The sequence below is a fragment of the Fundidesulfovibrio soli genome (assembly GCF_022808695.1).
GTDB lineage: Bacteria > Desulfobacterota > Desulfovibrionia > Desulfovibrionales > Desulfovibrionaceae > Fundidesulfovibrio > Fundidesulfovibrio soli.
Genome location: NZ_JAKZKW010000017.1, coordinates 25,734 through 50,924, shown reverse-complemented (window position 1 = coordinate 50,924; position 25,191 = coordinate 25,734). Strand labels below are relative to the sequence as shown.

Genomic DNA, 25,191 nt, shown 5'->3' with positions numbered 1-25,191 from the left:
GGAAGCATCATTATCCAGAACGCCGCCCCGCATGTCTGCCCGGTTTTCTTCGCGGCCCCCCGCTGTTTAGGCCCCAGGGTCAGCACGACCCTGGGTTCTCTTCCCGCTGGGCGAGAACGAGGGCGCGGCCTGGGCCAATTCATCCACGATGGCCATCGCCTCGCGGTCTCCTGCCGCATGCTCATGCGGGATGACTACCCCATGCAGTTGCGCTCGCAGGTCTTGCCAGCGCTCCTGAAGCACATTCCAGTTGTGCTCGTCATAGGTGCCCTTGAAGATGACGGGTTTCACGAGGATACGGGGGAGCTCTCCGGGCTGGACGCCGGACACAACCGCCTGTTTCAGCAAGGCGCTCCACATGCTCCCGACTCTGTCCACCCGCCCGATCTGCTGCTCGACGACTCCCGGATTCCATTCGGGGTGCAGCAGAACAACGACACGGCATGCCTGATGGAGGTTCAACCCTTCCCGGCCCACCACGGACTGCGCGATAAGTACCCTAGGAGAGCTGTCGGGCGAGTTGAACCCGGCTTGGATGACCCGTCGCGTGGCCCAGTCTGTCTGGCCGTACATGAGGCAGGCGAACCGTCCCTGGCTCTTGCGGAATTCCGCCCCCAACATCTTTTTGAGGACAGCGGACCAAAGGGAGCGGGCCTCTTCCGCGTCCAGGGAATTGTCGCCGTTCAGGTCGCCTTCGTCCTTGTCGGTCACGACGTCGATGAACGTGCAGAAAGCCCCGGCCAGATCCTGGGGCGAGGCGGAAAGCGCCTTTTCCGGCCCGATCAGTTCGAAGAGCGCCCGGCTCACAAGTGGGAAAAGCCCTCTGACGCCCTCTTTCGCGGCGGCTTCCCGGACCGATCTGATGAAATCCTCGCACATGGTCTTTGCCCGGTCGTGCGATCCTGGCACAGCCCGGGAGAAGCCATCCTCCAGTTTGGCGACCAGGTCCTTCCGAAACGCCTTGAGCTGGCGCGTGCGACCGTGGAACTGCAGCTTGAGCGCCTGGTCCACATCAGGGATGTCCCAGCCCGGTCGAAGCTGCGCGAGGGCCGCCCGGACAGCCTGGAGTTCATCGTCTTCGGCAGTCAGGGATTTCCGGACCTTCGACTGCGGCCAATAGCGCCCCTCGCCGCCACTGATGCAGCGGATCATTTCCCGGGCGTTGAGCAGGTGGACGAGCGCCTGCATTGGCCGGGTGTAACGGCCGAACACCAACACCTTCTCGCCCTGACGGGTATGCTTCTCGATTTCCTCCACTGCGGCGAGGATTGCCGGATGCCTGAAGAGCACTCTCTCGCCCTCGGCCAAGGCTGACCGCATGATGTCCATCCACCATGACGCTCGCTGCCGGCGCTTCATCCGGTGCGCCTCGCCAGCGGGCTCTTCAAGGTGCGCAACGCCTTCGTGGGCGCCCTCATGGTCGATCTGTTGCTTGTCCAGAACCTCGCAGCGGCTGGCCGTGTCGATAATCGAGGACAGGCCGTGTCCGTTGCCGAATGTCAGCCGCAGCCTCTTCTGCCCGGAGTCCTCGGCCAGGGATACGGCTGCGGACAGGGACTCCGCCGCGCAGACCGCGCGTTTCCATCCGGCAGGCAAGCCCACCACATCAATGCTGATTTCGGAGAGGGCGCGGTATGCGTCGTATGGTCCACGGGTGGTATCGGCGAAGAGTTCCACGGCGTCGTCCTCACGCTTGTCGCGGCGGAGGAGGTACGGGGAGAGGGCTTCGCGGTATGTCCTGGAAGCGGCGGCGAACCTTTCACGGTGCAGCGCGCTGTATTGCCAATGCTTTCTGACGTCCCTTGTGGCCTGAGCGAAATTCTGGACGGCGGGCCTGATGGCGTCCCGCCTCCCCTGGTCCACCCCGATGCGCTGGAGGGAATGCATCCACTGGCTCACGTCCATTTCCACGGGCGTCGCGGTCAATGCCAGCCTGCGGGCCTCGGGCGCGTGCAGGATCATGGTCTCGGTCAGGCGCGTCAGGCCGGAGTCGTCCCCGCGGGATTTGTGCGCCTCGTCGATGACGACGAGGTCAAACACTCCCAGGCCAAGGCCCACGGCGCGCTCCAACGGCTCCCGCAGCGGCTTGTGCCGGGCGTAGAGCGCCCCGTCGGGGGGAGTGCGGATTTCCGGAATTGTCGTGAACATCTCCTCCAAAAGCCGGAAGGAAACATGGCTTTTATCCTCCGGCACCATGTCAACAATGCTCTGCGCGGCGGCGTCCACCCTTTTGTGCAGGGGCGCTTCCGACTTGTGCCACTTCGGGAAGCGGCCCCCTCTGCGCCTCCTCCAGAAATAGTACAGCGTCTGGAGCAGAGCCCACCGCCAGGTCGAGTTCTCTTCAAGCCGCCAGTTGGAGAACAGGTGGGACACCAACACCACGTCCCGATCGAACCATGGAGGAGGGGAGGGGGACGCTTCGGGGGCCCACGCCTCAAAGTACGACCAGAGGTTGCGCAGGACCGGGTGAACCTGCCGGCCGCCTGTCCGCAGCTCCTGGTCCCACTGGGAGCCCAGGCCTGGTGGAATGAGGACTGCCACCCTGCCGCCGGACTCGGCCACTGCATTGATTACGGCCACCGCGATGCGGGTCTTGCCCATGCCGACTTCGTCGGCCAGGATGATGCCGTTGTTCTCGAGCCGCTCCGCACTGGCCAACAGGCTGTCACGCTGGCCCTGGTTCAGCCAGGGGGAGTCCTGTGCGGCCTCCCGCGCGGCTTTCTGGCGCAGTCGATCCCCAACCTCTCCCCAACCCCGGAAATGGTGATTCAAGGTAGCCTCCCGATCTTCTCGAGATTTGTGACGCCCCAGGCCTTCCCGAGCCGCGCGAGAGCTGCCTCATAGAGCTGCCCCTCGCCTGTGGCGCCGGTTTCCGCGAATTGCGGCCGGAATGCGGGATGCAGCAACGGGCTGAGCGGGTCGAGCCCCAGCCCCTTGAAATATTGCAACTCGACGCTGTCAGCCGCCTGCGTCAGAATCTGTTCGAGGCGAGCGCACCAGATCGGCCAGTCGGATTTATTCAACCGGACCTGCTTGTCGGCCAAGGCTTCCACGAGGCGCATCATCTCCCGGACGGGATAGCCGGCTTCGGGCGCGGGCCGAGAGGCATGGGCATCATTGACGGGTGGTTGGTCGCCGGGAGGGGGGGGGTCACCCACCGGGTTGCCTGGAGGCTCGTCCTCCGGAGGGTCATGCTGCGGGCCGTCGTCCTGGGGAGCGGATGGGAACTCGCACAAGTCCCACCAAGCCCGCCTGAGGTCCAGGCGTTGAAGTTCCTTGGGCGAGACACGCCCGTACTCATCTAGCACGGGTACCATGGCCTGCATGATCTCCCCGTTGGAGGCCCAGCGGACGTGGACTTGGCGAGGGGACACGCCACTTGGCCAGCGGTGGCGATTCGCACCCTCCCTGGGGCAGGGTTCCCCGGTGGAGGTCAATACGTCATATTCCGCGGATTCTTCAGGCCCTTGGAGAAGTCCAGATCCCTCCGAGCCTGTCCAGCGGAGCCAGGGCACTGGGGGGGCCGCGAAGAATCCGTCACGAGGCGAGAGATTTTCGCCTGCGCCAAGGGGAGTTTCCTTCAGGGAGAGCTCCTCCCCCGGAAGTATCGGCAGCGCGTCTTCGATAGACAGGGCTGCGCCGTCGGAGGGCTCCCTCTTCCAGAGCAGTCCGTCAGGGGCGAAGACCACCCCGGCTTCGAGGTTTCCGCCGTCAGCGGACATGGGCTGGGCGAAGCCGGGGCGGGTCAAGTTGCCGGACCCCAGATAGATCCAGGCGCTGCCGCAGGAATTGGAGCCGCCCCGCCTGTTCGCGCCAAAGAGGAACTTGGCGTGCAGGAATCGCCCGGAGTTCCCGAAGCAGGAGGGCGTGCTTGGTTTTCGCAGGCTCCAGCCCTTGTTCTTGAGAATCGCGTCAGCTGCGCGGGCCACGCCCTGGCATTCCCCTGGATTGACGAACACGTCGACCTGTGCCGAGCTGCTCATCAACCCGTCGCGCTTGAGGGCTTTTGAAATCCCATTCAGGACCGAAGGCAATGCATCCTCTCTACAGTCCGTTTCAAAAAAGCCCGACCCCATGGCCAGATAATTCCTGGCTACAGGAGAACAAATTTCCTGTATAAGTTCAGGAACTTGGACAAGGAGTGATTTGCTCCGGCTGTCGATGAACCGCGGCCTGCCCTTGCAGCGGCTTTTCACCACCGCCTCGACCCAGTCCCGGCAGCCGGACATGGCGTGCCGAGTCTCTGAAACACGCCCCTCAAGCGCGGGCACGTCGAGGATGCGCGCGTCGTAGCGGCCGAGCAGCCAGGAGAGCATACCCCAGGCGGCGGCGATATCCGCGCGGGTCCGGGCCGTCCGCTCCGGGGGCAGGTCTCCGGCGTCCAGGTCCGTCCTCCAGGCCAGGTCGATACTCTCTTCGAGGGTCTGCACGGTCCAGTTGCCCGTGGAGACGAGCAGGCGAAGCTTCCATGCCGAGGGATCAGCGGCCTTCCTGTACCCCAGCAGGGCTACTTTGGCGTGCAGTAGGTTGAAGGGGAACCGCCGGTGGCCGCTGTAGCCGAGGTGGAGCACGCCGGGCGCATCGGTTGGGGAAATCTGCGGGTGGCGCGGGTCCAGCATCAACGCCAGGTATACCCTGCCGGAAAGTTCCCGGCGCTGGGAGGTGAGGCCGGAGAAGCGTTCCAACGCGGCGTCGAGGAATTTGGCGTCCGCAGAGAATCCGCACATCCAGCCGAAACAGCCTTCGTACTCTTCGGGGGCTTCGAAATGACCCGTCAGAGACAGGGGGTGAAGTCTGCTGTCACTGGACATCGGAATCCTCCGTTGGTGCCTGGCTGAGAGCTTCTTCAATCCTGCCGTGCAGGTCGAGATTCAAGAGGTACAGATTGCGCATACGCGCCGAGATGCCATGCGGGAATGTATCCTGCTTGTCCGCGTCCGGTTGTTGTCTCTCGGTCTGAGCGCCGGGATCCGGTATGCCCTGGCTCTTTCGGAAGGCCACCCCCGGTAGGAGGGCGCCGTCAACCAGCCTCAAGCACCGGCCATCGCGTTCAGCCAGGTTTCGCAACACACGGGACGGGGAGTCCTGGGAGCATTCCAGGCAGAACGATGAAGCCATCTTCCCCGGGGACGTATCGCTCCCGAGGTCAAGGAAGGCCTTTGCCAACCGGCGCAGGCTGGAAACGGGCTGTTCCAGTTCGTTTGGAAACGGTCCATCAAGCCGCAGAGCCCGCTCGTCGACTTTGTTCCTCAACTGGGCCTCTGTGGCGTCCAGCAGGTCCAGGGCGGCGTCTCGGGCCTGGAAGAACGCCGCGCCGCTTCGAAGATCCATCCAGTGTTCGATCGATAGGCATTCAGGTTTGCGTTCCCAGCCTTCATGCCTGGCGCCCGGCCGCGCCAGGCTCTCCACCCAGGCCAGGGCGTCCCGCCTGCGCCGGGGGCCCTCGCCCGCCCCATTGCGGAGTTGCTGGCGCAGGTGGCCGCATGCTTCGCCGGCGAGAGGCTCAAGCGGAGACAGCACCGTGACTAGGCTGTCTTTAGCGTTTGGGGGGCGGTCCCCGGCGCTGGCCCAACTGCTCAGCACGTCCAACACGCTTTGGGTCCCATAGCGCAGTGGAACGACGCCACATGCGGCATCGATGAAGTCCTTGCCCAGTTGGGAGCACCGGTAGTCGTTGAACATCACCATGCCGCCCTCCACTAGGCCGAGGGCCGGCAGGGGCTGCACGGTGGCCGTGCGCATCGGCTGGGCGACGTAGAACCCTGGCCGCCGGAGGGTGGAGAATGCACGGTCCTTTTTGCCCCGGAGCTTCTCCACGCCCCGCAGGCGTGAATCGGAGCTGTGGCCGTTGCGCTCAAAAGAGAGCAGGCATGCCAGGGCCTCGATGGCGTTGGCCGTCTCGATGTTTTTCGCATTATCGCTGCAATCGCGCAGGCGTTGGGCAACGGCGATGCCCATCAGGGCGAGAAGCAACTGTTTCCCGAACCATATTCCCCCCAGGCCGGGCACTGCGCGATCATTGTAGTGCCTAACGACAGAGCCGAGGCCAAGAGTCCGGGCGCGGCTTGTGGAGATTATCCGCTCAGGCCCGAGCATTCCCCAGAATATATCCATGGGCGCTCCTGTCTTTGCCAGAACGCGAACTGATTCTACTGGCAGCGCTTTCGACGCAGAGTGAATATCAGCAGTTGGATGCTGCCGCAACGTTAGAGAGTTGCGGCCGGCTTTGCCCTCGCTGACAACCGGATGATGACTTCTTGCCCACTTCCTGTTCCGGATTCTGGAATTGGGAGGAGAGTATGGGAAATGCCGGCATGTGGATTTACCCGGAGGACGGCCATGATCCTTGATGAACAGTACTGCTCCTTCGATGACCGCAAGGGGATGCTCTCTGTGGACCTCCAGGACTTCATCGGCCAGAGGTCCGGCCTGTTGCGCATTCATCCTTGGGGAGGGGCGGTTCTCGTCGAACGCCTGAGTGAGGACGGGGAAGGCTGGGAGGAGGCCAGTTTCGATTGCCTGGTTGTTTCAGACGAGGTGGACGCCTTGCCCTCGTCTCACCCGATGCGCCGATACGCGGAGTCTATCCCGGACTGGGCCAGGCGTTGCGTCCGGCAGTTCGGCATGAACCAACTGCCTCTGTTGCGCATTCTGAGCATCAACCCCAAGGCTGCCCAGTTGGCGCGCCATGCGCCGCTGGTGTTCTGGATGCTGCCCGCGTGTCTCCCGACGGAATTCGACAGGAGCGAAGTCTTGGCCCTAACGGCCAAGACAAGGCGGGAAATCCTGCTCCACGCGATAGGAGATGGAACGAAATCATTGCTGAAATTCATCAGCAAGATTCGCAATCTCACCTTCGATCCGCTCGATTTCGAATTGCTCACCATCCTGTTTGCCTCGCCGGATTGGAAAAAACTACGGCACCTTGAGGCGTTGAACTGGGATGTTCTCAAGGTGTTCGCGAGGGAGAAGGGATGGTTCGAATACTCAGGGATTCGAAGCCTGATACATGGAGAGGACTCGGTCGAAGTAATTCGTGAAGTCACTCTCTGGCGGAGGCTTACAGCTGACGTCTGCAGATTGGCGCACGTGATGCGTCAGCCGGATCCATCCACCGATTTGAAGCGCTTGCAGAGTTTGCGTCAGCTTCAGGCGCTGCATGACTCCCTGGCCGCCCGGCTCAACAGCCAACGGAAGGCGGAGTTCGAAGAGCGCTATGGCAAGCCGTTCCCCCCTCCTCCGATACCAGGCAATGACGCTATCCAGCCTATAACCAGCGCGGGGGATTTGTTTCAAGAAGGCGTTGCCATGCATCATTGCGTTGGCAGCTACGTTGAACGGGTTTTTGCTGGAAAGTGCTTTATCTATCGTGTGCTGTCTCCTCAAGCAGCGACTCTGGAGCTGCTCATAACCGCGGACGGGAAGCTGCGCCTGGGGCAACTCAAAATTGCCTGCAACGGTCAGCCGACTGAGGACACATTCACGAGCGTGCGCCGGTGGCTCGATGAAGGCGTCGGAAAGATTGCCCGGTAAATGACTGTATGGATTTTCCAGGCTGACGCCTTGAGGCGCCGGCATGCTGGGTTCGATACGCGGAGGGTAACATGCACATCCCGAAAGTGCTGCCCACAAGAATCCTGGGCGCGTGCCTGTATGGGGACGGGGTTCTACAACTGGACACGTTTCATCTGACCCCGCAGCGTTGGAGGATATTGCCATGGGATGCCGGCCTGGAGATCTGGCTGCGTGAGAAGAATGAGTGGACGATGCAAACGGTTCCACCGGAAGTCATCCTTGTTCACGCATCGACTCGCATACGTGCATCGGCTGCCATAAAAGAGTTCGTCGCCTCTCTCCCGCTCGCAACGCGAGAGGCCGTGGGAAGGTTTTCATGGCGACAGTTGGCTCTTCTGAGCCTGAGCAGAAGGTCGGCGCGGTTTTTGGATCTCCTCTGGAACTGCCCGCCCCTGGCATGGATGCTTGCCGATGCTTTCGCGAGGGGAATCATCCCAAACGCGGAGGTGATGAACCTTGCATCGTGCAAACGTGCGGAAATCGTCAGAAGGCTCACAGGTCGGTCAGTGCCGGGGCAGCTAGGACTGCTTGGCAAAGTGGTGATCAAAGACGGTTCACTGAGCGAGTTGGAAGCCCTCAAAACTGCGATGAGCCGGGACCAAGTACCCTGGGTCCTCAGACACGCGCAAAGCGTGCCGCTGACCAACCTTGAGCCTCTGTTGTCAAGTGGGGCATTCCTGGCGAGCCGATTCACAAGGTTTGAGGCCGAGGCACAGCAATCCCCTCATGCGTTGAGGATAGCAATGGCCTTGGCCCGTGACTGCGTGGCCATGGCCGGCGAGTTGGGTATTGCGGACGGACAAAGGATTGTCATGCAGGCCGGGAGTGTGGCCGCTCTCAGAAAGTTGCATGATGCTTGGCAGGGGCGTTTTCTGGCGGAGTGCAAGCACGCTGAAGGGCCTCCCGGAAAACGACCGCCTCTCCCGGTGGAGCCGGTTCGTGCGCCGATTGACGGAGACCGGTTTCAGGGCAGGGGCCCTGGCCCGGAGGCCGAACGGATTCAACCTCAGCCGGGTCCGGCAGAGGTACACTATCCTCCACCGCCCTTTCCCGGCTCCGACGCCATCCAGCCGATTACCTCCAGGGCGGAATTACGTCGGGAGGGGGCCGAAATGAGGCACTGCGTCGGCAGCTACCACTCCAGGGTGTTGTCAGGAGAGTGCTATATCTACCGGGTCCTGTCTCCGACACGGGCCACTCTCGAACTCCGGCTCGGGAAAACAAAACGTATAGGCCAGATCAAGGGTTATGCGAACAGGAAGGTAAGCGACATAACGAGGGCTTCTATTCGTGCCTGGTTCAAAGGTTGTCTCGTTGATCTCCTGCACAAATAGTCAATTGCCCTTGCTCGAATCGAGCCAATACGAACTGTACGTGGCAACCATGACCACGCACCCCCTCACGTTGAGGACAGATCTGCGAGCAAATCATGGCTGGGCTGGCTTGTCAGATCCGGAGGATAGTCGAGGTGGTGTCGCAATACATCGCCCCTCCTGCTGCGATGGGAATAGTATTTGCTGTCATTCTCTGCGACATGTAGAAGGTCAAACCAGCAACCATATCATTAATTGCCTTGATGGATGCATATTTGTATGAAATTGATTTCATATGATGCAAGATAGGTCAGTTGTACTCCAGGAAGTCTGAGCCGTGTTAACGATACGCCACGGTTCAAGTCTGTTCTGTGTGAAAAATTCCATATATGCTGGGAGTACTTTGGGCATAAACAGACTGTGAGTCGTTTGGAATAGGCCAGGCAAATGGGAAGGTCGCAGTGATAAACAAAACGACCCATCGCTGTGAGTCGTCTTGAGATTTATGCGTAGTGCCGCGCAATGTGGTTATAAATGCGTATACAGGGATTAAAAGTTCAGTGTTTTGTTTGGTGTGGTTGTAGTACATTTGTAACAGTGTATGGATGGGTAAGACAAATATAATTGAGCACTGATATGGCGATGCATTGCTTTATACCCAGAAAAATGGTGGTGTATGCATTCGCCATAAAGCTGGTGTAATATGTCGTGGGCTGTTCTGGGTTCTGCAAGGTGTGGACGACATTCAATGCGATATCGATCTCGGGCAGCACTTGTCGGGCAGAACACGCTGGCTGCAAAGCCATAAGCTGCGACTCGTTGGACGAAAATTTCGAGAACATCCCCCTTGTTTTAATGCGGGCATTCAATCTAATGTAATCTCATCGTCGTTGATGATGGTGGTCTAGGGGTTTCCGTGTGATCGGATTGTACGAATTTGCGAGGCGTTGGCGTCGTGGAGATGGTGAGTGCGTTTATGTTCCTGCACTTTCAATGGTTGCGTATACCTAACATAAGGACACAGCATGAACGGCTTTGATCAACTGTTTTCACTGGCTGTACCCCCCATCGTCCTGCTCGTTATTTCCGCGTTTACGGCAACACTCCTTATCGTCCTCCTTTTCAGGGCAAAGCCTGTTGATCTTCAGCCAGTCACCAGCGAGATCCAACTCGTGGGCAAGGAGCTGGAGAGGATTGAAAGGGCCCTCAAGGACGAAATTTCCAGGAGCAGGGCAGAGTTGGCCCAGATGGCCAAGGGGCAGAGGGAGGAACTCTCCGGCCTCCTGGCCAAGTTCGGGGATGGAGTGCTCTCCCGAACAGCCGAGATGGCTACGGAGCAAAAGGATCGTTTTGACGGCTTTGCTTCCCGGATCGACAAGCTCGTCTCGACCACGGAATTGCGCCTTGAGCAGATCAGGGAGGTCACGGTCCAGGCATCCCAGGAATTGCGCAAGGAAGTCATGGAAAGCGTCAGGGTCCTCGCGGAATCACTGAACTCCCAAATGGCCTTGCAGGCCAAGACGCAGGGGAGTCAGCTGGATGCCTTCTCTTCGCGGATAGATAACCTCGCTCAGACGCTTGCAGCCCGCGTGGACAGCCTCACCCAGGCCACAGAGCAAAGGCTTGACGGCATCCGCGAGGAGATCTCCCTGAGTTCCAAGGGTCTCAGAGAGGAGACGGTCAACAACCTCACCGTCATAACGACCAAGGTCGGCGAGATGCACAAGGGCAATGACCTGAGGTTCGACGCGCTCCGCTGCGCCTTGGAGAATCAGCTGAAGCACATCCTGGAGACAACCTCCCAGAAGACTGACCAGATGCGGCAAGTGATAACGGACAACGCCAAGCAGGGCCGCGAGGAGATGGGCAAGGGACTGCAGACGTTTGGAGAGTCCCTGGACGCCAGGATGAACAAGCTGACCGAGTCGAATGAACAGAAGATGGAGGCTCTGAGGGGCATTGTGGAGGCCAAGCTCACCCAGTTGCAGCAAGACAACGAGACCAAGCTCGAGCAGATGCGCAAGACCGTGGATGAACAGTTGCACGGAGCCCTGGAGAAGCGCCTGGGCGAAAGCTTCAAGCTCGTGAGCGACCGCCTTGAACAGGTCCACAAGGGCCTGGGAGAGATGCAGAACCTAGCCACAGGTGTTGGCGACCTCAAACGTGTCCTGACCAACGTCAAAGCCCGCGGAACATGGGGCGAGGTGCAGCTGGAGCGTTTGCTGGACCAGATTTTCAGCCCCGGCCAATACATGAAAAATGTCTGCACGAAGGAAGGCAGCAGGGAGCAGGTGGAGTTCGCAGTGCGTATCGCCGGGAGAAGCGAGGATGACAGCGAGATGCTGCTCCCCATCGACTCCAAATGTCCAGTCGAGGACTATGAACGTCTTCTTGCCGCTCTTGACGCGAATGATCTTGTTCAGGCCGAGGCTTCCAGCAAGCAACTGGAGAACCGGTTGAAGCTCTGCGGCAAGGACATTCACGACAAGTACCTCAATCCGCCCAAGACCACTTCATACGGTGTCATGTTCCTGCCATCCGAAGGGCTCTATGCCGAGGCCCTCAGGCGCCCTGGCCTAGTCGAGACCCTGCAGCGCGAATACAGGGTTGTGATTGCCGGCCCGACGACCCTTGCCGCCATCCTGTCCAGCGTCCAGATGGGCATCGCCATAAACCAGATCACCAAGCGATCAACTGAGGTATGGAAGATCCTCGGGGCCGTGAAGGTCGAATTCAAAAAATACGGGGATACGGTCGACAAAGTCCGTAAGAGCATCACTGCAGCGGCAAACAACCTTGAATCTGTTTCGACGCGTTCCAGAGCGATTGAGCGGAAATTGCGTAGTGTCGAGGAGCTCCCCGAAGCCGAGTCGCAGGGTGTCCTTGAGGACTTGGTGGTGGAAACGGAAGCTTGTGAGGAGATGAGTTGAAACCCAGGGCGCCGCGCCATGCTGTGATTAACTCTTGAGTCTGGACACATGCAATTGATAGCAGGTGTCCTGGGGTGGTGGGCAATGGAGGGCTTCTCGATAAGTGCCAGGTTCGCGGCCAGATACTACCTGTCTAGGAGGGGTCGCGCCTCAGTCTCCTGTGTGTAAGTCAAAGTTCAACCTTCAGCATAAAGGGCGCATCAGGTATTAGTTGTGCAGGCTGCTTGTGTTGGGGGCCAGTCAAGTGGTTGTGGTCGCAGATGGTCTTTATGTTAGAATGGTGTCTGCATCGGGTTGTGGGGCCAGCGTTAGTGATTACAGATCTAGCACGGCGAAGATGGTAGGAGGCAATCTGTGTGAAGCGCGCGATGGGGCGCTGTGTTAGGTATAAATTGTTGACTGGTCAAAAAAGATCGGCCTGACTTCTATTAGTTCAGGAGTGTTCAATTTTTTTACGTACATAGTCCTTGTGCTGTTTAATTTTTGGGCGCCTGACATGCCCAGGACTGCTTGCGAATCATAGTGGCTGGGGAGATAAAAGCTTACGCGTGTAAACATGTTTTGGTTTGTAAGTCTGTCTAGCATGCTTGAGTCAGGGCGTTGTGTTGCGACGATAAAGCTGATACCAAGTGCTCTTCCTGAACCAGCGTGCTCAATCAACATGTTCTTGCACTGCTCAGACACTGTGCCTTTGAGGCTTCTCCAGATTTCATTGATTTCATCCATGATTACAATAATTGGCAGCAATAAGTCGTGATTCCGGTTTTCCATCTGCATTTTTTTGTTATGCGAAATGTAGTCCCTTGACCTGCTCTCAACAAGCATTCTACGTCTGTCGTCAATTATCATTTTTATTACCTGAAAACCAAATCCTAATTCCTCTGGATATAGTGATATATCCTGAAGAAATTTGTCTCCGATATAGCCTATGAACTCAACTTTTTTGGCGTCAAAGAGTATGATGGATATATTTTGTTCTCCATACTTTAATCGCAGGGACATGATGATGCCGTGCAGAAGCATGCTTTTGCCGGACCCTGTGGCGCCTCCTATTAGTATGTTGTTTTCGTGGGAAAGGTCATGGGTGCATAACGTTCCGGCCGGTTGTCTTCCGAGTAGAATTTGTACGTCGCCGTCTTTGCTGTTCATATACTCCGCTAATGTGTGCATATCTTCGTAGTTGTATGTTTTGTTGTTTGGCGATGGGACGATTGCTGTTAGAGACTCTTCGCATATGTCATGCATGTCCACTTGGACACCGCGAAAAATGCTTATTAGTATTTTTATCAATCTGATTTTGTCGTCATTGACCTTGGCTAATGTTCTAATAATGTAACCATTGCGTGCAATGTTGTTTAATTTCAGAACAAAATGTTCAATGCCAATCAATGTGAATAAATTTTCAAGCGTCTTCTCTTCCTGTCCAGCAAAGAAGCGATGGAATGCCTTGCTGATATAGAAGCGTGCGTGCTTGATCAATTTTGAGTAATAATTTGGCATTTGAGCGGTCCTTTTGCTGGCCATGTTAAGCGCAAATTGACGTCAACAGTCTCGTGAAAGTGCCGCGTCTAGGGAGTCACGTCGGTTACTGGCTAATGCGTCTTGAAAAGTTACAACATTTAAATTGTTTACCATGTTTCACTTTTGCCCAGCCCTTCTGTTTGGATATATTAATCCCATGCTGACGCCCTGTAAATCATGTCCAAATGTATTTAAGGAGTGCGCTTTAACTCGTGAGTTCAGTCTCCGACACAGGCAGCCCTCTAAATCCGACTCCTCCTACCCTCTATCCTGCTCCTGGTTTGGTGAGCGGTTGCGCTAGCTGAGTTTTCGTGGCTGATTCTGAGGAGGAGATCGGCCATGAAACGACGCAAATGGACTCCAGGGCAGAAGGCGCTTTTCGTCCTTGAAGGCCTTCGAGAACGGCCAGTCGGCGAGTCGTGCAACGAGTACGGCATTCCCCTGACGTAGTATTGCCAGTGACGTGACAGCCTCCTCGGCAACGGCCACCTTGGGCAAGCGTACCCACCGGGTTGAATATGAGACTGCCAAGCTTAAAGGTTTGGTCGGCGAGTTGACCCTGTAGCTAATATACAGACGGGTGGCCGTGAAGTGGCGCGGCTCATATGCCAAGTTCGAAGTCCGAAATCCCGAACTGCGTGATCGGATTCGCGTGCTCAAGGCTGATCCCCCGTTCTTGGGCTACCGGCGTATATGGGGCCATCTGCGCTTTGTTGATGAACTGACCATCGGCAAGAACAGGGGGGCATCAACTCTTGAAGTATCATGGCCTCGCGGTTCGAAGCAGTCAGTTGTTCAAGGCCAAGCGTAAACCGACCAGCAACAAGCCAAGGCCTACAAGGCCAAATCAGTGGTGGGGCATCGACATGACCAAGGTGATGATCGAAGGCTTCGGCTTGGTCTACAGGGTGATCGTGCTGGGCTGGCACACAAAGAAGGTCGTTAGGCATTATGCCGGTTTGCAGGCCGGGGCGTGGCGCTGTCGGCTACCCTGAACAAGGCCGTGAGCCGCCAGTTTCCCGAATTCGCGCGGGGAGCTGGCCTCAACCTGATGTCCGACTAAGACTGGCAGCTGACGTCAGTGAGATTCATGAAGACCGCTGGTCCACTGGCATCAACTAGGTTTCCGCCCGCTAACCCAACCCCAAAGGCAAAGCGGATACAGGGCGCTTTATACGCATGTTCAAGGGACATCTGTCCTGGATCAACGAGTGTACGGACTCGGGGATCTACCTGGAGGCATTGTATCGCTGGATCGCCGGAACCAATGAACACTGTCTGCACTCGACCTCTGCTACTGATCGCCGGAGCACTTCGAGGCAGAGCGGCTCAGCTGCGAGACTCACTTAGCGGACGCTTGCCAAGCAAGAGACAGTACAACCCGATCCAAATCTTGAGTAGTCGGGTCAATTCACATGCACGAGGCCGTCGTTCTCTATGTTCTGCGGAAGGAGCACGAGGGTTTCCTGGATCGACAAGGAGGGCCGCTCGATGGACTTTTCATCCTTCCGTAGGAGCTTTGCCGGCCACGCCATGTAACACCTGTACTGATTATTAGTGTGCAGCCAAGGGGGAGGAGGTCATGGGGTGGCATGGCCAATAGGGGCCACGTTGGCGCCCCTTCCGTACTGTGTCATGGAGGCCTCGAAGGCTCGCGTGGCCCTGGCCGCGCCCTCAGGGCTCAGGTGGCCGTACCGGGCGGTCATGGTCGGGGTTTTGTGGCCCATGAGCTTGCCTAGCGTGTAGAGGTCTGTACCGGCGAGGACATGCCAACTGGCGAACGTGTGGCGGAGGGTGTGGAAGCAGACGCGCTCCCGGGAGTCTTCACGGCCTTCGTTGAGGCCAAGTTCTGTGACTGCCCGTTTGAACGTGGAAGGCGCCTCTGGACGGACGCCGCTTGTCTTCATCCCTTCGTGGCGCGATGCAATGCCTTTCCAAGGACGTAGTGGTGGGCGAGGGAACAGGATTCCGGAGTCCCCTTCAGCGGCACGTGCTTGGAGCATCTCGTGTACGCTCTTGGTCATTGGTACGATCCGATCCCCGTGCTTGGTGTCCAAGAGGGTCAGAACCTTTCTTGTGAGGTCAACGTTGTTCCAAGATAGGGCGGCGATCTCGCCAAACCTGAGGCCGCAATGAAGAGAAAGGAGGGCCATGGCGTATGTGTCTTGGCTAGTCGACGCGAGGGTCTCTAAGAGCGCATTAGCCTCCGCGTGCTCAAGGTAGCGTAGCCTGGCGTTGTTCACCTTGGGCTTCTTCACAAGCTTGGTGGGCGAGTCCCCTTCGTAGAACCCTGTCCGTCGGGCATGGTTGTACACTTGGCGCACGACGGCCAGGGCATACTCGATTGTGCGGGGCTTGAGCTTGGCCTTCGCCATGGTTTGCTTGAGGCGTTCAAGGTCCACCGCGCCGATCATGCGCAGAGGGCGGCTGCCGATGGCTTTGGAAATCCAATGGCGGAAGAGAGAATCCTCGCGGACGAACGAAGAGGCTTTCTTGTCCTGACTGGCGTGGGGAGCGTAATGAGTAGTGAAGAATTCGTAGAAGGTCAGGGCTTCCCGGATTTTCCTTGCTTCTGCCTCAAATCGGGCTTTGCGATCCGCCTCGGCCTGGGCGCGCTTCTCTGCCAGGGTTGCCGCGCCCTCGCCGGTTCTGTGGGCTTCCTTGAGTTTGGACAGTTCAAGCGTTGCTTTCTGGGCGGTCCAACCCTGGCTTGCCCAGCCCAGGCCCTCTTCATGGCGCTTGCCATCCACCCGATAGCGGATGGCGAAATACTGGTCAGGCTTGATCCCGTGTTTCCGTGTCGGGTGCTCCCGGTATCTGACGCCTTCATGTTTCGACTGGTGCCACGTGTAGCCCATCTGGCCCCCCCATGGGATTCTCAATCCCTTGAACTCTGTCCCCCACCTGTCCCCCAAAATATGAGGAAGCAGGGTGTTTCAGGGTGAAGTAATGTGAAGGTGGATAGGCTGGAAAGCGTTGTCAGTCAACGGTTCATCTGAATTTTAGTGAACCTGTGTGAAGCAGTAAGATAAGGACTTAAAATCCCTCGGAGGCAACTCCTTGTCGGTTCGAGCCCGACCTCGGGTACCAAATACAATCACGATTTCAGGCCAATTTCTCGAGATGGGAAATTGGCCTGCTTGATTATGGGACTACCTGCTTCCAAGAAGAGCGGAGCAAGCCGGAGCTAGGCGTGGCGAGTTTCTGCAAGCGCGGCCCCGCTCAAGACAGGTCGCTGCTCACTGACAAAATGATTGGGCAAGCAAAGCCTGGGCTTCCTTGTTGCCTCCCTCGGCAGCCAACGTGAGCCATTTAGCGCACTCCACCGGATCGGCCTTAACTCCCCAGCCTCCGGTGGCATATTGCTTGGCTACCTCAACTTCATGCGGAGCGGCTGGGTTCTCTCCGTCGCCGAGAACTGTCGGAAGGCTTACACCACAACGCCCAAACCAATAGATTGCCTCTGCATCGTTTATATCGATTCCAGCTTGTCCGAGAGCGTAGATTTCACCCAGCAGGCGTTGCGCCGTGCGTTCACCAAGAAATGCTAACGGCTTCAGGTAGTAAACAGCGGTATTGCCGTCACCTGTTTTGCGTGCCATCATACCAGCGTCCTTCATCTTGCTGCTGGTTATAACCAGCAAAGCGATGACTGCCAGGACTGCAATGCCAATAAACGTGTAGCGAGCAATACGCTTTATTACGGTGCCACCGTTCACCTGCTGCCTCCGCTGTCTTTTTCAACATCTTAGTGGCTCACCAGTAATGAGATTCCGCGTCTTCATTTATCAACGATACATCATTCTGAACATGACGCCGAGCCAGAAGGCTCGACATACTCTCCCCCTCAGGGATTCATGGCCAGGTTCTGGGCGTGTTCGGCCAGGAACCGGGCGTACCCCGGTTCCAGGCTCCTCGAAGAGAACAGGTAGACCGCCCCTGAGCTGGTGGTCGTGAAGGCGATGTCCTCGAAGGCGGGGTTTTCGGCCATGGCCCGAAGGGCCTCGCCGATCTGCTCCGGGGTGAGCCCGAAGGGCTCGGCCTCGAACAGTTCCACGGGCACCGGGCGGGGATATTCCCGCGAGTTGGCGCGGATCTCCTCGGCCATGAGCAGCGTAGGGCTTGCCTTGCGGTCCATGATCCCGGCGTAGGTGGCGCTGAGCAGGGCGGGGTCGTGGTAGCGCGCCGCGCCGTCCGCCCCGGCGAAGGAGGCCAGGCCCGCATGGGCGCGCAGGGCCGCCTCCGCCCTTTCGCCAGCATCCGGCGCGGAGACGTCGAAGCCTTGCGCGGTCAGCGCCTCCAGCGTTTCGGCCGCCGACACGGCCCGGCCCTGGCGGCTGGCCTCCCTGACGGCCTCGGCAACGGCCTCTTCCCAGTCCTTGCCGCCGAAGTTCATCCCCGGGTTCCCGGCGTCAGCTTGAGATTCTGCATCCTCCTGCCCACGTCCTGGAGGCCCAGCCGGGCGTAGGCTTCCATGGTGGGGGCGCCCGTGGCGCGGTCCCAGTCCATGACGTCGTAGAACAGGTCCATGGCCTTGGCGATGTCCTCACGGTCCATGCGGATGGTCCCCTTGCTGAAGGGGGCTGTGCCGTTGGCGTCCTTGAAGATCCAGTCGGGCACGCGGTCGTGGCTGGAGCGCGGGTCGGGCTCGCCCATGTCGCGCTGGGTGAGGGCACGGTGCAGCACGAAGATGCGCTCGCCCATCTGGTCCAGCTCCTCCCGGCTGGTTTTCAGGCCGGTGGCCAGGCTGAAGAACTTCGACTCCAGGCTGTCGTCGCCGCCGTAGCCGCGCTCCTTGAGCGGGGAGGCCACCCAGGGGCCCATCCAGTTGCACAGGCCCAGGGAGTCGTGAAGCTCCTTGCGGATGAGCGACCACTTGGCCCTGCGCGCCTTGTAGACGTTGGCGGGGGTGTAGTCGCCCACGGCGTCCACCGCCTCGGCCGAGCCCCAGGTCTCTGCGGCCAGCCGCTTCTGCACCGCCAGGGGCAGGCCGTTGCGCACGAAGTTGACGTGCGAGTGGCATTGGGCGTCGCGGTTGTACTGGGTGTTGATGATCACGCCGCACTGGCCGTCGTCCTCGTTGGCGTGGTGCTTGGGGTGGCCCATTTTCCAGTAGGCCGTCTCCTTGTCCTGGCTCCAGTCCCGCTCCGTGATGGACCAGGTTGTGAACAGCCCCGCCGTGCCCTGGCTGAGCACCTCGCCCAGCTCCCCCTGGCGGTTGGCGATGCGTGGGATCATGTCCAGCAGGAAGGCGGGGTCGCCGCTCTCATACTTGTCCCAGGGGATGGAGTCGTATTCCTTGGCCCCAATCTTGGCTTTGAGCGTCCCGTCGTAATAGAGCTTGATGAGGTCGCGCTGGAGCTGGCCGTAGTTGCACCAGAGGCCCAGGTCGTCGGCGAGGTGCATGCCCAGCATGCAGGCCTCCAGCGAGGTGTGGCTCTTGTCCCCGGCGGCGAGCTTCTTGAAGAAGCCGCGCCCGAAGAGCAGCCCGGCGCAGGTGTTCTGCCCCATCTCCCCCACGCCGTACTTCGCCGCCACGGAGGGCACCTTGACGATGGTGTGGCAGCGTATGGGGCAGCCCGTGCATCCGTTGCCGCGCACCGTGTACTGCCAGGCGTTGGCGCCCAGGTAGAAGGCCGCGCTGTTGGTGCGGTAGGCGATGCGGTTGAGGTCGCGGATGTTGCCGGTGATCTCCACGGGGGGCTCGGCCGCGCCCCAGCGCCTGCCCGGCTCGCCCACCCAGCGGGAGCCGGGGTTGTAGTATTCCGACTGGGGCGTGGGGAAGCTCGGCACCACATGCTGGTTGTTGCCGCCCAGGATCGAGAGGTGGAACTTGATCAGACGCTCCCACTCGCCCTTGTCCCCGGCCAGGCGCACCGCGCCGTCGCCCTGCACGGCCACGGCCTTGAGGTTCTTGGAGCCCATGACGCCGCCCACGCCGCCCGCCGAGTGGGAAACGGAGTTGGCCACGATGGCCATGGGCGCGAGCTTCTCGCCCGCCTGGCCGATGGCCGCCACGGCGCAGTCGCCGCCCATCTCCCGGCTGATATCCAGGGTGGCGCGGCGGATGCCCTCGCCCCAGAGGCCGCGCGCGTCGCGGATGCGCACTTGGGAGTTGCTGATGCTGATCCACACCGGGCGGTCGGCCTTGCCTTCGACGATCAGGGCGTCGTAGCCCGCGTACTTGAGCTTGGCCGCAAACTGCCCGCCCATGTGCCCGGAGCCCACCAGGGGCTTGGGCCAGCAGGTGGGAAAGATGGTGGTCACGGCCGTGCGCCCGTTGCACGGCACGCCCGTGCCCGCGAGCACGCCGGTGGCGAAGACCAGCTTGTTGGCCGGGTCGAAGGCGCCCGTGCCGGCGGGGACCTCGTCCCAGAGCACGCGGTATCCGATGCCCGTGCCGCCCAGCACGCCCTGGTATCTCTCAACGGTGCTTTCGGTGCTGATTCTGCCCGTGGAGAGGTCCACCCGCAGAACTTTCCCGGCAAAGCCTCCTGTAGCGCTGGCCATGGGGAACTCCTTGCCGTCCTACTTCGAGGCGGCGCCGATGCGTCCGGGAACGTGGCATTCCAGGCAGGATGCGGTCTTCTCAGACGTTATCAGGGCCAGGGACGCGGCCCTGGCCGGGGCCTCACGGGTCGTGTCGCGCCAGGGGACGTAGCGCAGGGCGTCGGCCGGGCAGGCCTCCACGCATTTGGGGCTGCCGCCGCACAGGAAACACTTGGTTGTCTTCTGGGTTTCTTCGTCGAAGACGAGCATGTTCCAGGGGCAGGAGCGCTGGCAGAGTTTGCAGCCCACGCAGGCCTGGCCGTCCACCACGCGCGCCCCGGTTGCGGGGTCGAGGCGGATCGCGTCGTTTGGGCAGGCCGAGGCGCAAGGCACGGGGTGCGGGCATTGGCGGCAAACGCCCTGGACAACCAGCCCGTTGCCCCAGGCCCCCTGCGCGCCGCCCGGCCCACCGGGCCCGAAATTGAGGGAGCGCGCTATCTTGATGCGCGCCAGCGACGGCTGGGACCTGCCCTCGTTGTACTCCACGCAGGCCAGCTCGCAGCGCTGGCAGCCGACGCAGCGGGTGGGGTCGGCCAGGATCATGCCCTTGGCGCTGTCCAGGATCACCAGCGGCGCGTCCGCGCCCAGGGCCTCGCAGAGCCCCATCGCGGTGATCGCGGCGGCAGTGGACGCGGACAGGAGCAGGAACCCCCGCCGGGAAAGCGCTTCCCCCAGCCCCGCGGCGCGGGCGGCCTCGCGGATGCGCGTGATGTCGAAGTCGCGGTCCATGCCACCTCCGGCCTGAACGGCTCAAGGCTGGCTCCCGGGGCGGCCGGGCTTGGCCTTTCCGGTCAATGTCTGTAATCCCTAGCGCAAGCAAGCCCGGCAGGCAATCTCGGGCCGGCGGAGCGAACATGACCACGGATCTCCCTTTTGATGTGCTTGAGTACCGCGACGGCGTGTTCCGGACGGCCCGCGTGCGCGCCATCCGCGAGGTGCCGTTGCGCATCGTGGTCAACGGGCGGGAGCTCGTGCGGCTCATGTTCACCGGGGCCCACCCGCGCTTCCTGACGGCGGGGTATCTGCTCTCCTGCGGGCTGATCGAGGCTGCGCGGGACATCGCCTCCCTGGACGTTGAGGAAGGCCCGGACGCGCTGGAGGCCCGCGTGGCGCTGCGGACCAGCCTGCCCGAGACGCACTCCCTGAGCGTGACCTCGGGGCTCGGGCGCGTGGTGCGCGGCGCGGAGCCGCTGCCGCAAACCCCGCCGCCCCTGCGGAAGGGCTGGGTGGACCCGGCGGCAATCGTTCGACTGGCTGAGGAACTGCACGCCCGGTCGGACCTCTACCGGCTAACCCGCGGCTGCCACAACTCCTCGCTGTGCTCGGCCGGGGAGATGCTCCTGTTCCGCTCCGACATAGGGCGCCACAACGCCATCGACACCCTGGCGGGCCAGTGCCTGCTGGAGGGGCTGCCCACCGGGGACAAGATGATCGTGAGCACCGGGCGGGTGGCCTCCGAGATCGTGCACAAGGCCGTGCGGGCGGGCATACCGGTGCTGGCCTCCACGGCTGCGGCCACGGCCCTGGCCGTGGAGGCGGCGCGGGAGCACGGGCTGACGCTCATCGGCAACGTCGGCGCGGGCGGCTTCCGGGTCTACAACGACCCTGGCAGGCTGGCCGGCTAGGCCCGGCCCCGGATGCAACGATCTCAATTGATTGCAGCCGGCGGGGCGCCATTCGCTCCCCGTTGGGGCTGAGTTCTTGCGTGCGCGCTTGATGGCTCTCGTCGCCCCACGTCCTGATTGTGCGGTCCGCATGGCTGGCCCATTTCGGGCGGCTCCAGTCCTTGGGGATGGAGTAGTCCGTCATGGAGTCGGTCCGAGCCGCGCGTTGCTCCATACCCCACCTCAACGGGCATCCCTTAACGGGGATGGACCCGAGCCCACCTGACGCCCCCTCCTGGGAACTCCTGGCCGCGCTTCATTTTCCGGAAGCCCTCGCTTTGTTGGGTCTGGAGTATATGCAAGCAGCCCCCATGGTGCTATGCGGTCCGCGACAGCAAGTGTAGGCGTGGCTTCGAAATTCGTAAGGGTGGCGTATGAAGTTCGTCGGGTCGATGTGGGCCGCCGTATGCCTTGTATTGATGCTTGCCGCGCCAATCCGGGCACAGGCATTGAAAAACGTGCTCGTCGTCTACGACGGAGCAGGGACCGGGGCCTGGAATGGCGAGCTTTCCACGACGCAGTTGAAGAATCTTCTCAGCCATTTCAACACGGAAGTGGTCTCGCATCCGGTCGACGCCTATGCGCCAAACGAGTCAGCCAACTATGATGTCGTGTTTTACCTGGGCACGACATTCAACGCGACACTGAATCAGAACTTCATTCTCGATGTATTGAATACGAACACCAAGCTGGTCTGGATCAATTACAATCTGCACAAGATCGCCTGGGGCTCCACGCAGGCGCAGTTCCAGGCCAGGTTCGGGCTTTCCTACGTGAAATCCGTCAACTCGGCCGAGTGGTCCCGCGTGGAATACAAGGGGACAGACCTGCCGCGAAACGGCGGGGATCTGGCCGTCGTCACGATGGAGGATCGCGCCGACGCGGAGGTGATCGCCCTGGCGAAGAGCGCCGGTGAAACCACGCCCTACATCCTGCGCTCGAAAAACCTCTCTTTCGTTGCGGACAACCCCTTCGACAACGTGGTGTACGCGGACAGGGCGCTGGCCTTTTGCGACATGCTGCACGACGTGCTGGAGAGCGGCGTGGCCGAAAAACACCAGGCCGTGCTGCGCATCGAAGACGTGCACACCCACCAGGACCCGGCGCAGCTCAGGGCCATCGCTGACTACCTGCATTCACGCAAGATCCCCTTCGCCATCAGCGTGATCCCCCAATACGAGGACCCGCGTCACGTCTACGAGAAACCCTACTCCTCCACCTGGTCCGACGTGCCGGAGGTGCTCGCGGCCGTGCAGTACATGACCAGGCGGGGAGGCCGCGTGATCATGCACGGCTACACCCATCAGTACTCAAACGCGAAAAATCCCGAGACCGGGGTCAGCGCCGACGACTGGGAATTCTACCGGGTCACGCGCAAGGCCGACGGGTCCACGCGGTACGTGGGCTTCATCCCGGAGGACAGCGAGCAGTGGGCCACGGACCGGCTGACCCAGGGCCTGAGCCTGCTCAAGAAGAGCAACCTATACCCCGTGGCCTGGCTCACCCCCCATTATTTGGCCTCGCCCACGGATTACGCCGTGTTCAACCGCTTCTTTCCCCTGGCGTTGGACCGGGGGGTCTACTTCGTGCAGGATTCCAACGGGAAATATCAGTTCAGGGAGCAATACGCCCCCTACACCATCGACCGCGACGCCTACGGCACGAAACGGCTGCCCGAGACCTGCAACTACATAAGCCCGTACGAGTCGCCCCCGCGCCTTCCGGCCGACGCCATCGCGCTGGCCCGGCTGGTGAAGGTGGTTCGCGACGGCTGGGCCGGGTGCTACTTCCACCCCTTCATCGACGTTGCCTACCTCAAGGAGATGGTGGAGGGCATTCAGGCCGAGGGCTACACCTTCGTGCCGGTGGGCAAAGCGCCTCCGGCGGCCCCGGTGGGTGGGATAGCCGCATTGCTGCTTCAGGCGCAGTGAAGCCTTCGCCCGGGGAGCGGCTTGCCATCCGGGCGCATTCGCGTACTTTCCGTATCACTTCGCAACCCATACGGAGGGCGCATCCATGCTCAAGTTCTTCAGGAATCTCGTCCCGGCCCTGCTCTTGACCCTGGCCCTCTGCGGCCAGGCCTTTGCGGCCGAAGCCCAGGGCAAGTGGATCCACTACGGAAAGACCACCCTCAACGCCAACCAGCACGCCACCGTGAGCCTGCTCAACCCCATCGAAGGCGCGGACGAGGCCAAGGTGGCCGCCATGATCAAGGACGCGGGCGGTGCGCTCCCGCTGGTCATCGCCGTGCAGTTCTCGCAGCCCTCCATGAGCTTCTACACGCTCAACGCCCGCGTGAGCGACCCCAAGGCCGCCGTGGAGGCATCCCGCAAGGCCAGTCAGATGTACAAGAAAATCAAGGAATTCCTGAAGTCCGGCGAGACCTACCTCGAACTGGGCGAGTGAGCCCCGGCCCGAACGCGAAGCGGCGGCCCACCGTGGTGAGAGCCGCCGCATGAGAACTTCGGGCGAGCTTGCCACCGCGAACGCACTGGCTCGGATTGCCCGGGCCGATCAAGCGGCCGCATGTCCACCTCGGGCGAACCAGTTTCAGGGCTTGGGCAGCAGCCTGTGCGCGTCGTACAGCTCCAGGTGCTCGCGGAGCATCTCCGGGATGGGCAGGCCGTAGGGGCATTTCTCCAGGCACTCGCCGCAGTCCACGCACTGACGCACGCTCTCCATGGCCACCGCGCTGAAGGACGCGGCCGTCCGCGGCGACATGCGGATGGAGACCACCCGGTACATCATGGCCGGGGTGATGCGCACGCCCTGGGGGCAGGGCTGGCAGTATTCGCAGCGGTGGCAGAAGCGCCCGCCCAGCTCGCCCACGATGCGCTCCATCCCGGTCCGGGCCTCTTCGTCGAGCGCGTTGGGCGATTCGTAGAGGTCCAGCACCTCGTCCACGCCCTCGATGGTGTCGAAGCCGGGCAGGGGGATGCAGTCCGGGTGCTGGCGCAGGTAGGCGAAGGCGGTCCTGGCGCTGTCGATCATGCCCCCGGCGAAGGGTTTCATGGCCAGGTAGGCCATGCCCGCGGCCCGCGCCTTGGGGATGAGCTCGTCCAGGGCGGCGGTCTCGATGAAGTTGAGCGGGAACTGGATGGTGGCGAACAGACCGGTCTCCACCAGCCGGACGGCCATGGCCAGGTTGTGCGAGCTGATGCCCAGGTGCCCGATCTTGCCCGCGTCCCTGGCCTTGGAGAGAGCCTCGTAGGCCCCGCTCGGGGCCAGGAGGGCATCCAGGTCGGCATCCTGGGAGACCTGGTGGAACTGGTAGAGCTCGATGTGGTCCGTGCCGATCCTACGCAGGCTCGTCTCCAGCTGCTCCAGGGCCGGGCCGCCCTGGCGCTGGATGGTCTTGGAGGCCAGCACGACCTCCTGCCTGCGCCCGGCGACGGCCTTGCCGATCTTCTCCTCACTGTCGAGATACATGTGGGCTGTGTCGATGAAGTTCACGCCCCGGTCCAGGGCGTGCCGGACCACGCGCTGGGCCTGGCCGGAATCGAGCCGGATGATGGGGATGCCGCCGAAGCCGACCTCCGAAACCTGTATGCCCGTGCCGCCGAGCGGGATGTGGCGCATGGCTGCTCCTTGATGCCGGTGTGGCTGCCGCGTCCCGCCCTGCCGGGCGCTGCGCGGCTT

17 protein-coding genes and 1 tRNA gene are annotated in these 25,191 nt (G+C 60.9%); 8 read left to right on the top strand and 10 right to left on the bottom strand.

Features of this window, described 5'->3' with window-relative positions; translation table 11 throughout:
* Positions 1-66: 66 nt before the first annotated feature.
* The 3 genes from MLE18_RS13765 to MLE18_RS13755 are packed head-to-tail and all read right to left on the bottom strand — an operon-like array spanning position 67 to position 6,114.
* Positions 67-2,772 (bottom strand): helicase-related protein, encoded by a 2,706-nt coding sequence (locus tag MLE18_RS13765; protein WP_243439378.1) that lies wholly within the window; start codon positions 2,770-2,772, stop codon positions 67-69.
* Positions 2,769-4,811 (bottom strand): phospholipase D-like domain-containing protein, encoded by a 2,043-nt coding sequence (locus MLE18_RS13760; protein ID WP_243439377.1) that lies wholly within the window; start codon positions 4,809-4,811, stop codon positions 2,769-2,771. Before MLE18_RS13760 ends, MLE18_RS13765 begins: the two co-directional genes overlap by 4 nt.
* Complete coding sequence (locus MLE18_RS13755; RefSeq protein ID WP_243439376.1) at positions 4,801-6,114, bottom strand: hypothetical protein; 1,314 nt, start codon at positions 6,112-6,114, stop codon at positions 4,801-4,803. The genes MLE18_RS13760 and MLE18_RS13755 overlap by 11 nt, the downstream gene beginning before the upstream one ends.
* 225 nt (positions 6,115-6,339) lie before the next feature.
* On the opposite strand from MLE18_RS13755, the gene MLE18_RS13750 reads away from it, so the two are divergent.
* From MLE18_RS13750 to MLE18_RS13740, 3 genes are all read left to right on the top strand, one after another.
* The gene (locus MLE18_RS13750; protein WP_243439375.1) at positions 6,340-7,533 is read left to right on the top strand and encodes a PcfJ domain-containing protein; all 1,194 of its coding nucleotides are present in this window, start codon (positions 6,340-6,342) and stop codon (positions 7,531-7,533) included.
* A gap of 71 nt (positions 7,534-7,604) precedes the next feature.
* Positions 7,605-8,909, top strand: a complete 1,305-nt coding sequence (locus MLE18_RS13745) for a PcfJ domain-containing protein (protein ID WP_243439374.1) — start codon at positions 7,605-7,607, stop codon at positions 8,907-8,909.
* A gap of 1,004 nt (positions 8,910-9,913) precedes the next feature.
* Positions 9,914-11,818, top strand: coding sequence for a DNA recombination protein RmuC (locus MLE18_RS13740; RefSeq protein WP_243439373.1), 1,905 nt, complete (start codon positions 9,914-9,916; stop codon positions 11,816-11,818).
* Positions 11,819-12,199: 381 nt separating this feature from the next.
* On the opposite strand, the gene MLE18_RS13735 is transcribed toward MLE18_RS13740, so the two are convergent.
* Positions 12,200-13,318, bottom strand: a complete 1,119-nt coding sequence (locus MLE18_RS13735; RefSeq protein ID WP_243439372.1) for an FtsK/SpoIIIE domain-containing protein — start codon at positions 13,316-13,318, stop codon at positions 12,200-12,202.
* Between the two features lie 887 nt (positions 13,319-14,205).
* Between MLE18_RS13735 and MLE18_RS18005 the strand changes: the two genes are divergently transcribed.
* On the top strand, positions 14,206-14,334 hold the full coding sequence (locus MLE18_RS18005; RefSeq protein WP_272881672.1) for a hypothetical protein: 129 nt from the start codon (positions 14,206-14,208) through the stop codon (positions 14,332-14,334).
* A gap of 585 nt (positions 14,335-14,919) precedes the next feature.
* On the opposite strand, the gene MLE18_RS13730 is transcribed toward MLE18_RS18005, so the two are convergent.
* The gene (locus MLE18_RS13730) at positions 14,920-16,197 is read right to left on the bottom strand and encodes a tyrosine-type recombinase/integrase (RefSeq protein WP_243439371.1); all 1,278 of its coding nucleotides are present in this window, start codon (positions 16,195-16,197) and stop codon (positions 14,920-14,922) included.
* A 151-nt stretch (positions 16,198-16,348) separates the two neighbouring features.
* Between MLE18_RS13730 and MLE18_RS13725 the strand changes: the two genes are divergently transcribed.
* Positions 16,349-16,429, top strand: a tRNA-OTHER gene (locus MLE18_RS13725).
* A 149-nt stretch (positions 16,430-16,578) separates the two neighbouring features.
* On the opposite strand, the gene MLE18_RS13720 is transcribed toward MLE18_RS13725, so the two are convergent.
* The 4 genes from MLE18_RS13720 to MLE18_RS13705 all read right to left on the bottom strand — a co-directional run bounded on the left by MLE18_RS13720 (position 16,579) and on the right by MLE18_RS13705 (position 20,617).
* A complete protein-coding gene (locus MLE18_RS13720) occupies positions 16,579-17,058 on the bottom strand; it encodes an SEL1-like repeat protein (protein WP_243439370.1) in 480 nt (159 codons plus the stop codon).
* 128 nt (positions 17,059-17,186) lie between these two features.
* Positions 17,187-17,735: a hypothetical protein gene (locus MLE18_RS13715; RefSeq protein WP_243439369.1), complete on the bottom strand. Its 549-nt coding sequence runs from the start codon at positions 17,733-17,735 to the stop codon at positions 17,187-17,189.
* A complete protein-coding gene (locus MLE18_RS13710; RefSeq protein WP_243439368.1) occupies positions 17,732-19,849 on the bottom strand; it encodes an aldehyde ferredoxin oxidoreductase in 2,118 nt (705 codons plus the stop codon). Before MLE18_RS13710 ends, MLE18_RS13715 begins: the two co-directional genes overlap by 4 nt.
* Positions 19,850-19,867: 18 nt before the next feature.
* Positions 19,868-20,617, bottom strand: coding sequence for a 4Fe-4S dicluster domain-containing protein (locus MLE18_RS13705; RefSeq protein ID WP_243439367.1), 750 nt, complete (start codon positions 20,615-20,617; stop codon positions 19,868-19,870).
* 125 nt (positions 20,618-20,742) lie between these two features.
* Here MLE18_RS13705 and fdhD point away from each other — a divergent pair, with 125 nt between their 5' ends.
* The 3 genes from fdhD to MLE18_RS13690 all read left to right on the top strand — a co-directional run bounded on the left by fdhD (position 20,743) and on the right by MLE18_RS13690 (position 23,958).
* Positions 20,743-21,513, top strand: coding sequence for a formate dehydrogenase accessory sulfurtransferase FdhD (gene fdhD, locus MLE18_RS13700; protein WP_243439366.1), 771 nt, complete (start codon positions 20,743-20,745; stop codon positions 21,511-21,513).
* A gap of 497 nt (positions 21,514-22,010) precedes the next feature.
* A complete protein-coding gene (locus tag MLE18_RS13695; RefSeq protein ID WP_243439398.1) occupies positions 22,011-23,483 on the top strand; it encodes a DUF2334 domain-containing protein in 1,473 nt (490 codons plus the stop codon).
* 85 nt (positions 23,484-23,568) lie between these two features.
* The gene (locus MLE18_RS13690; protein ID WP_243439365.1) at positions 23,569-23,958 is read left to right on the top strand and encodes a hypothetical protein; all 390 of its coding nucleotides are present in this window, start codon (positions 23,569-23,571) and stop codon (positions 23,956-23,958) included.
* A 144-nt stretch (positions 23,959-24,102) separates the two neighbouring features.
* On the opposite strand, the gene MLE18_RS13685 is transcribed toward MLE18_RS13690, so the two are convergent.
* A complete protein-coding gene (locus MLE18_RS13685; protein WP_243439364.1) occupies positions 24,103-25,131 on the bottom strand; it encodes an aldo/keto reductase in 1,029 nt (342 codons plus the stop codon).
* Between the last annotated feature and the right edge of the window lie 60 nt (positions 25,132-25,191).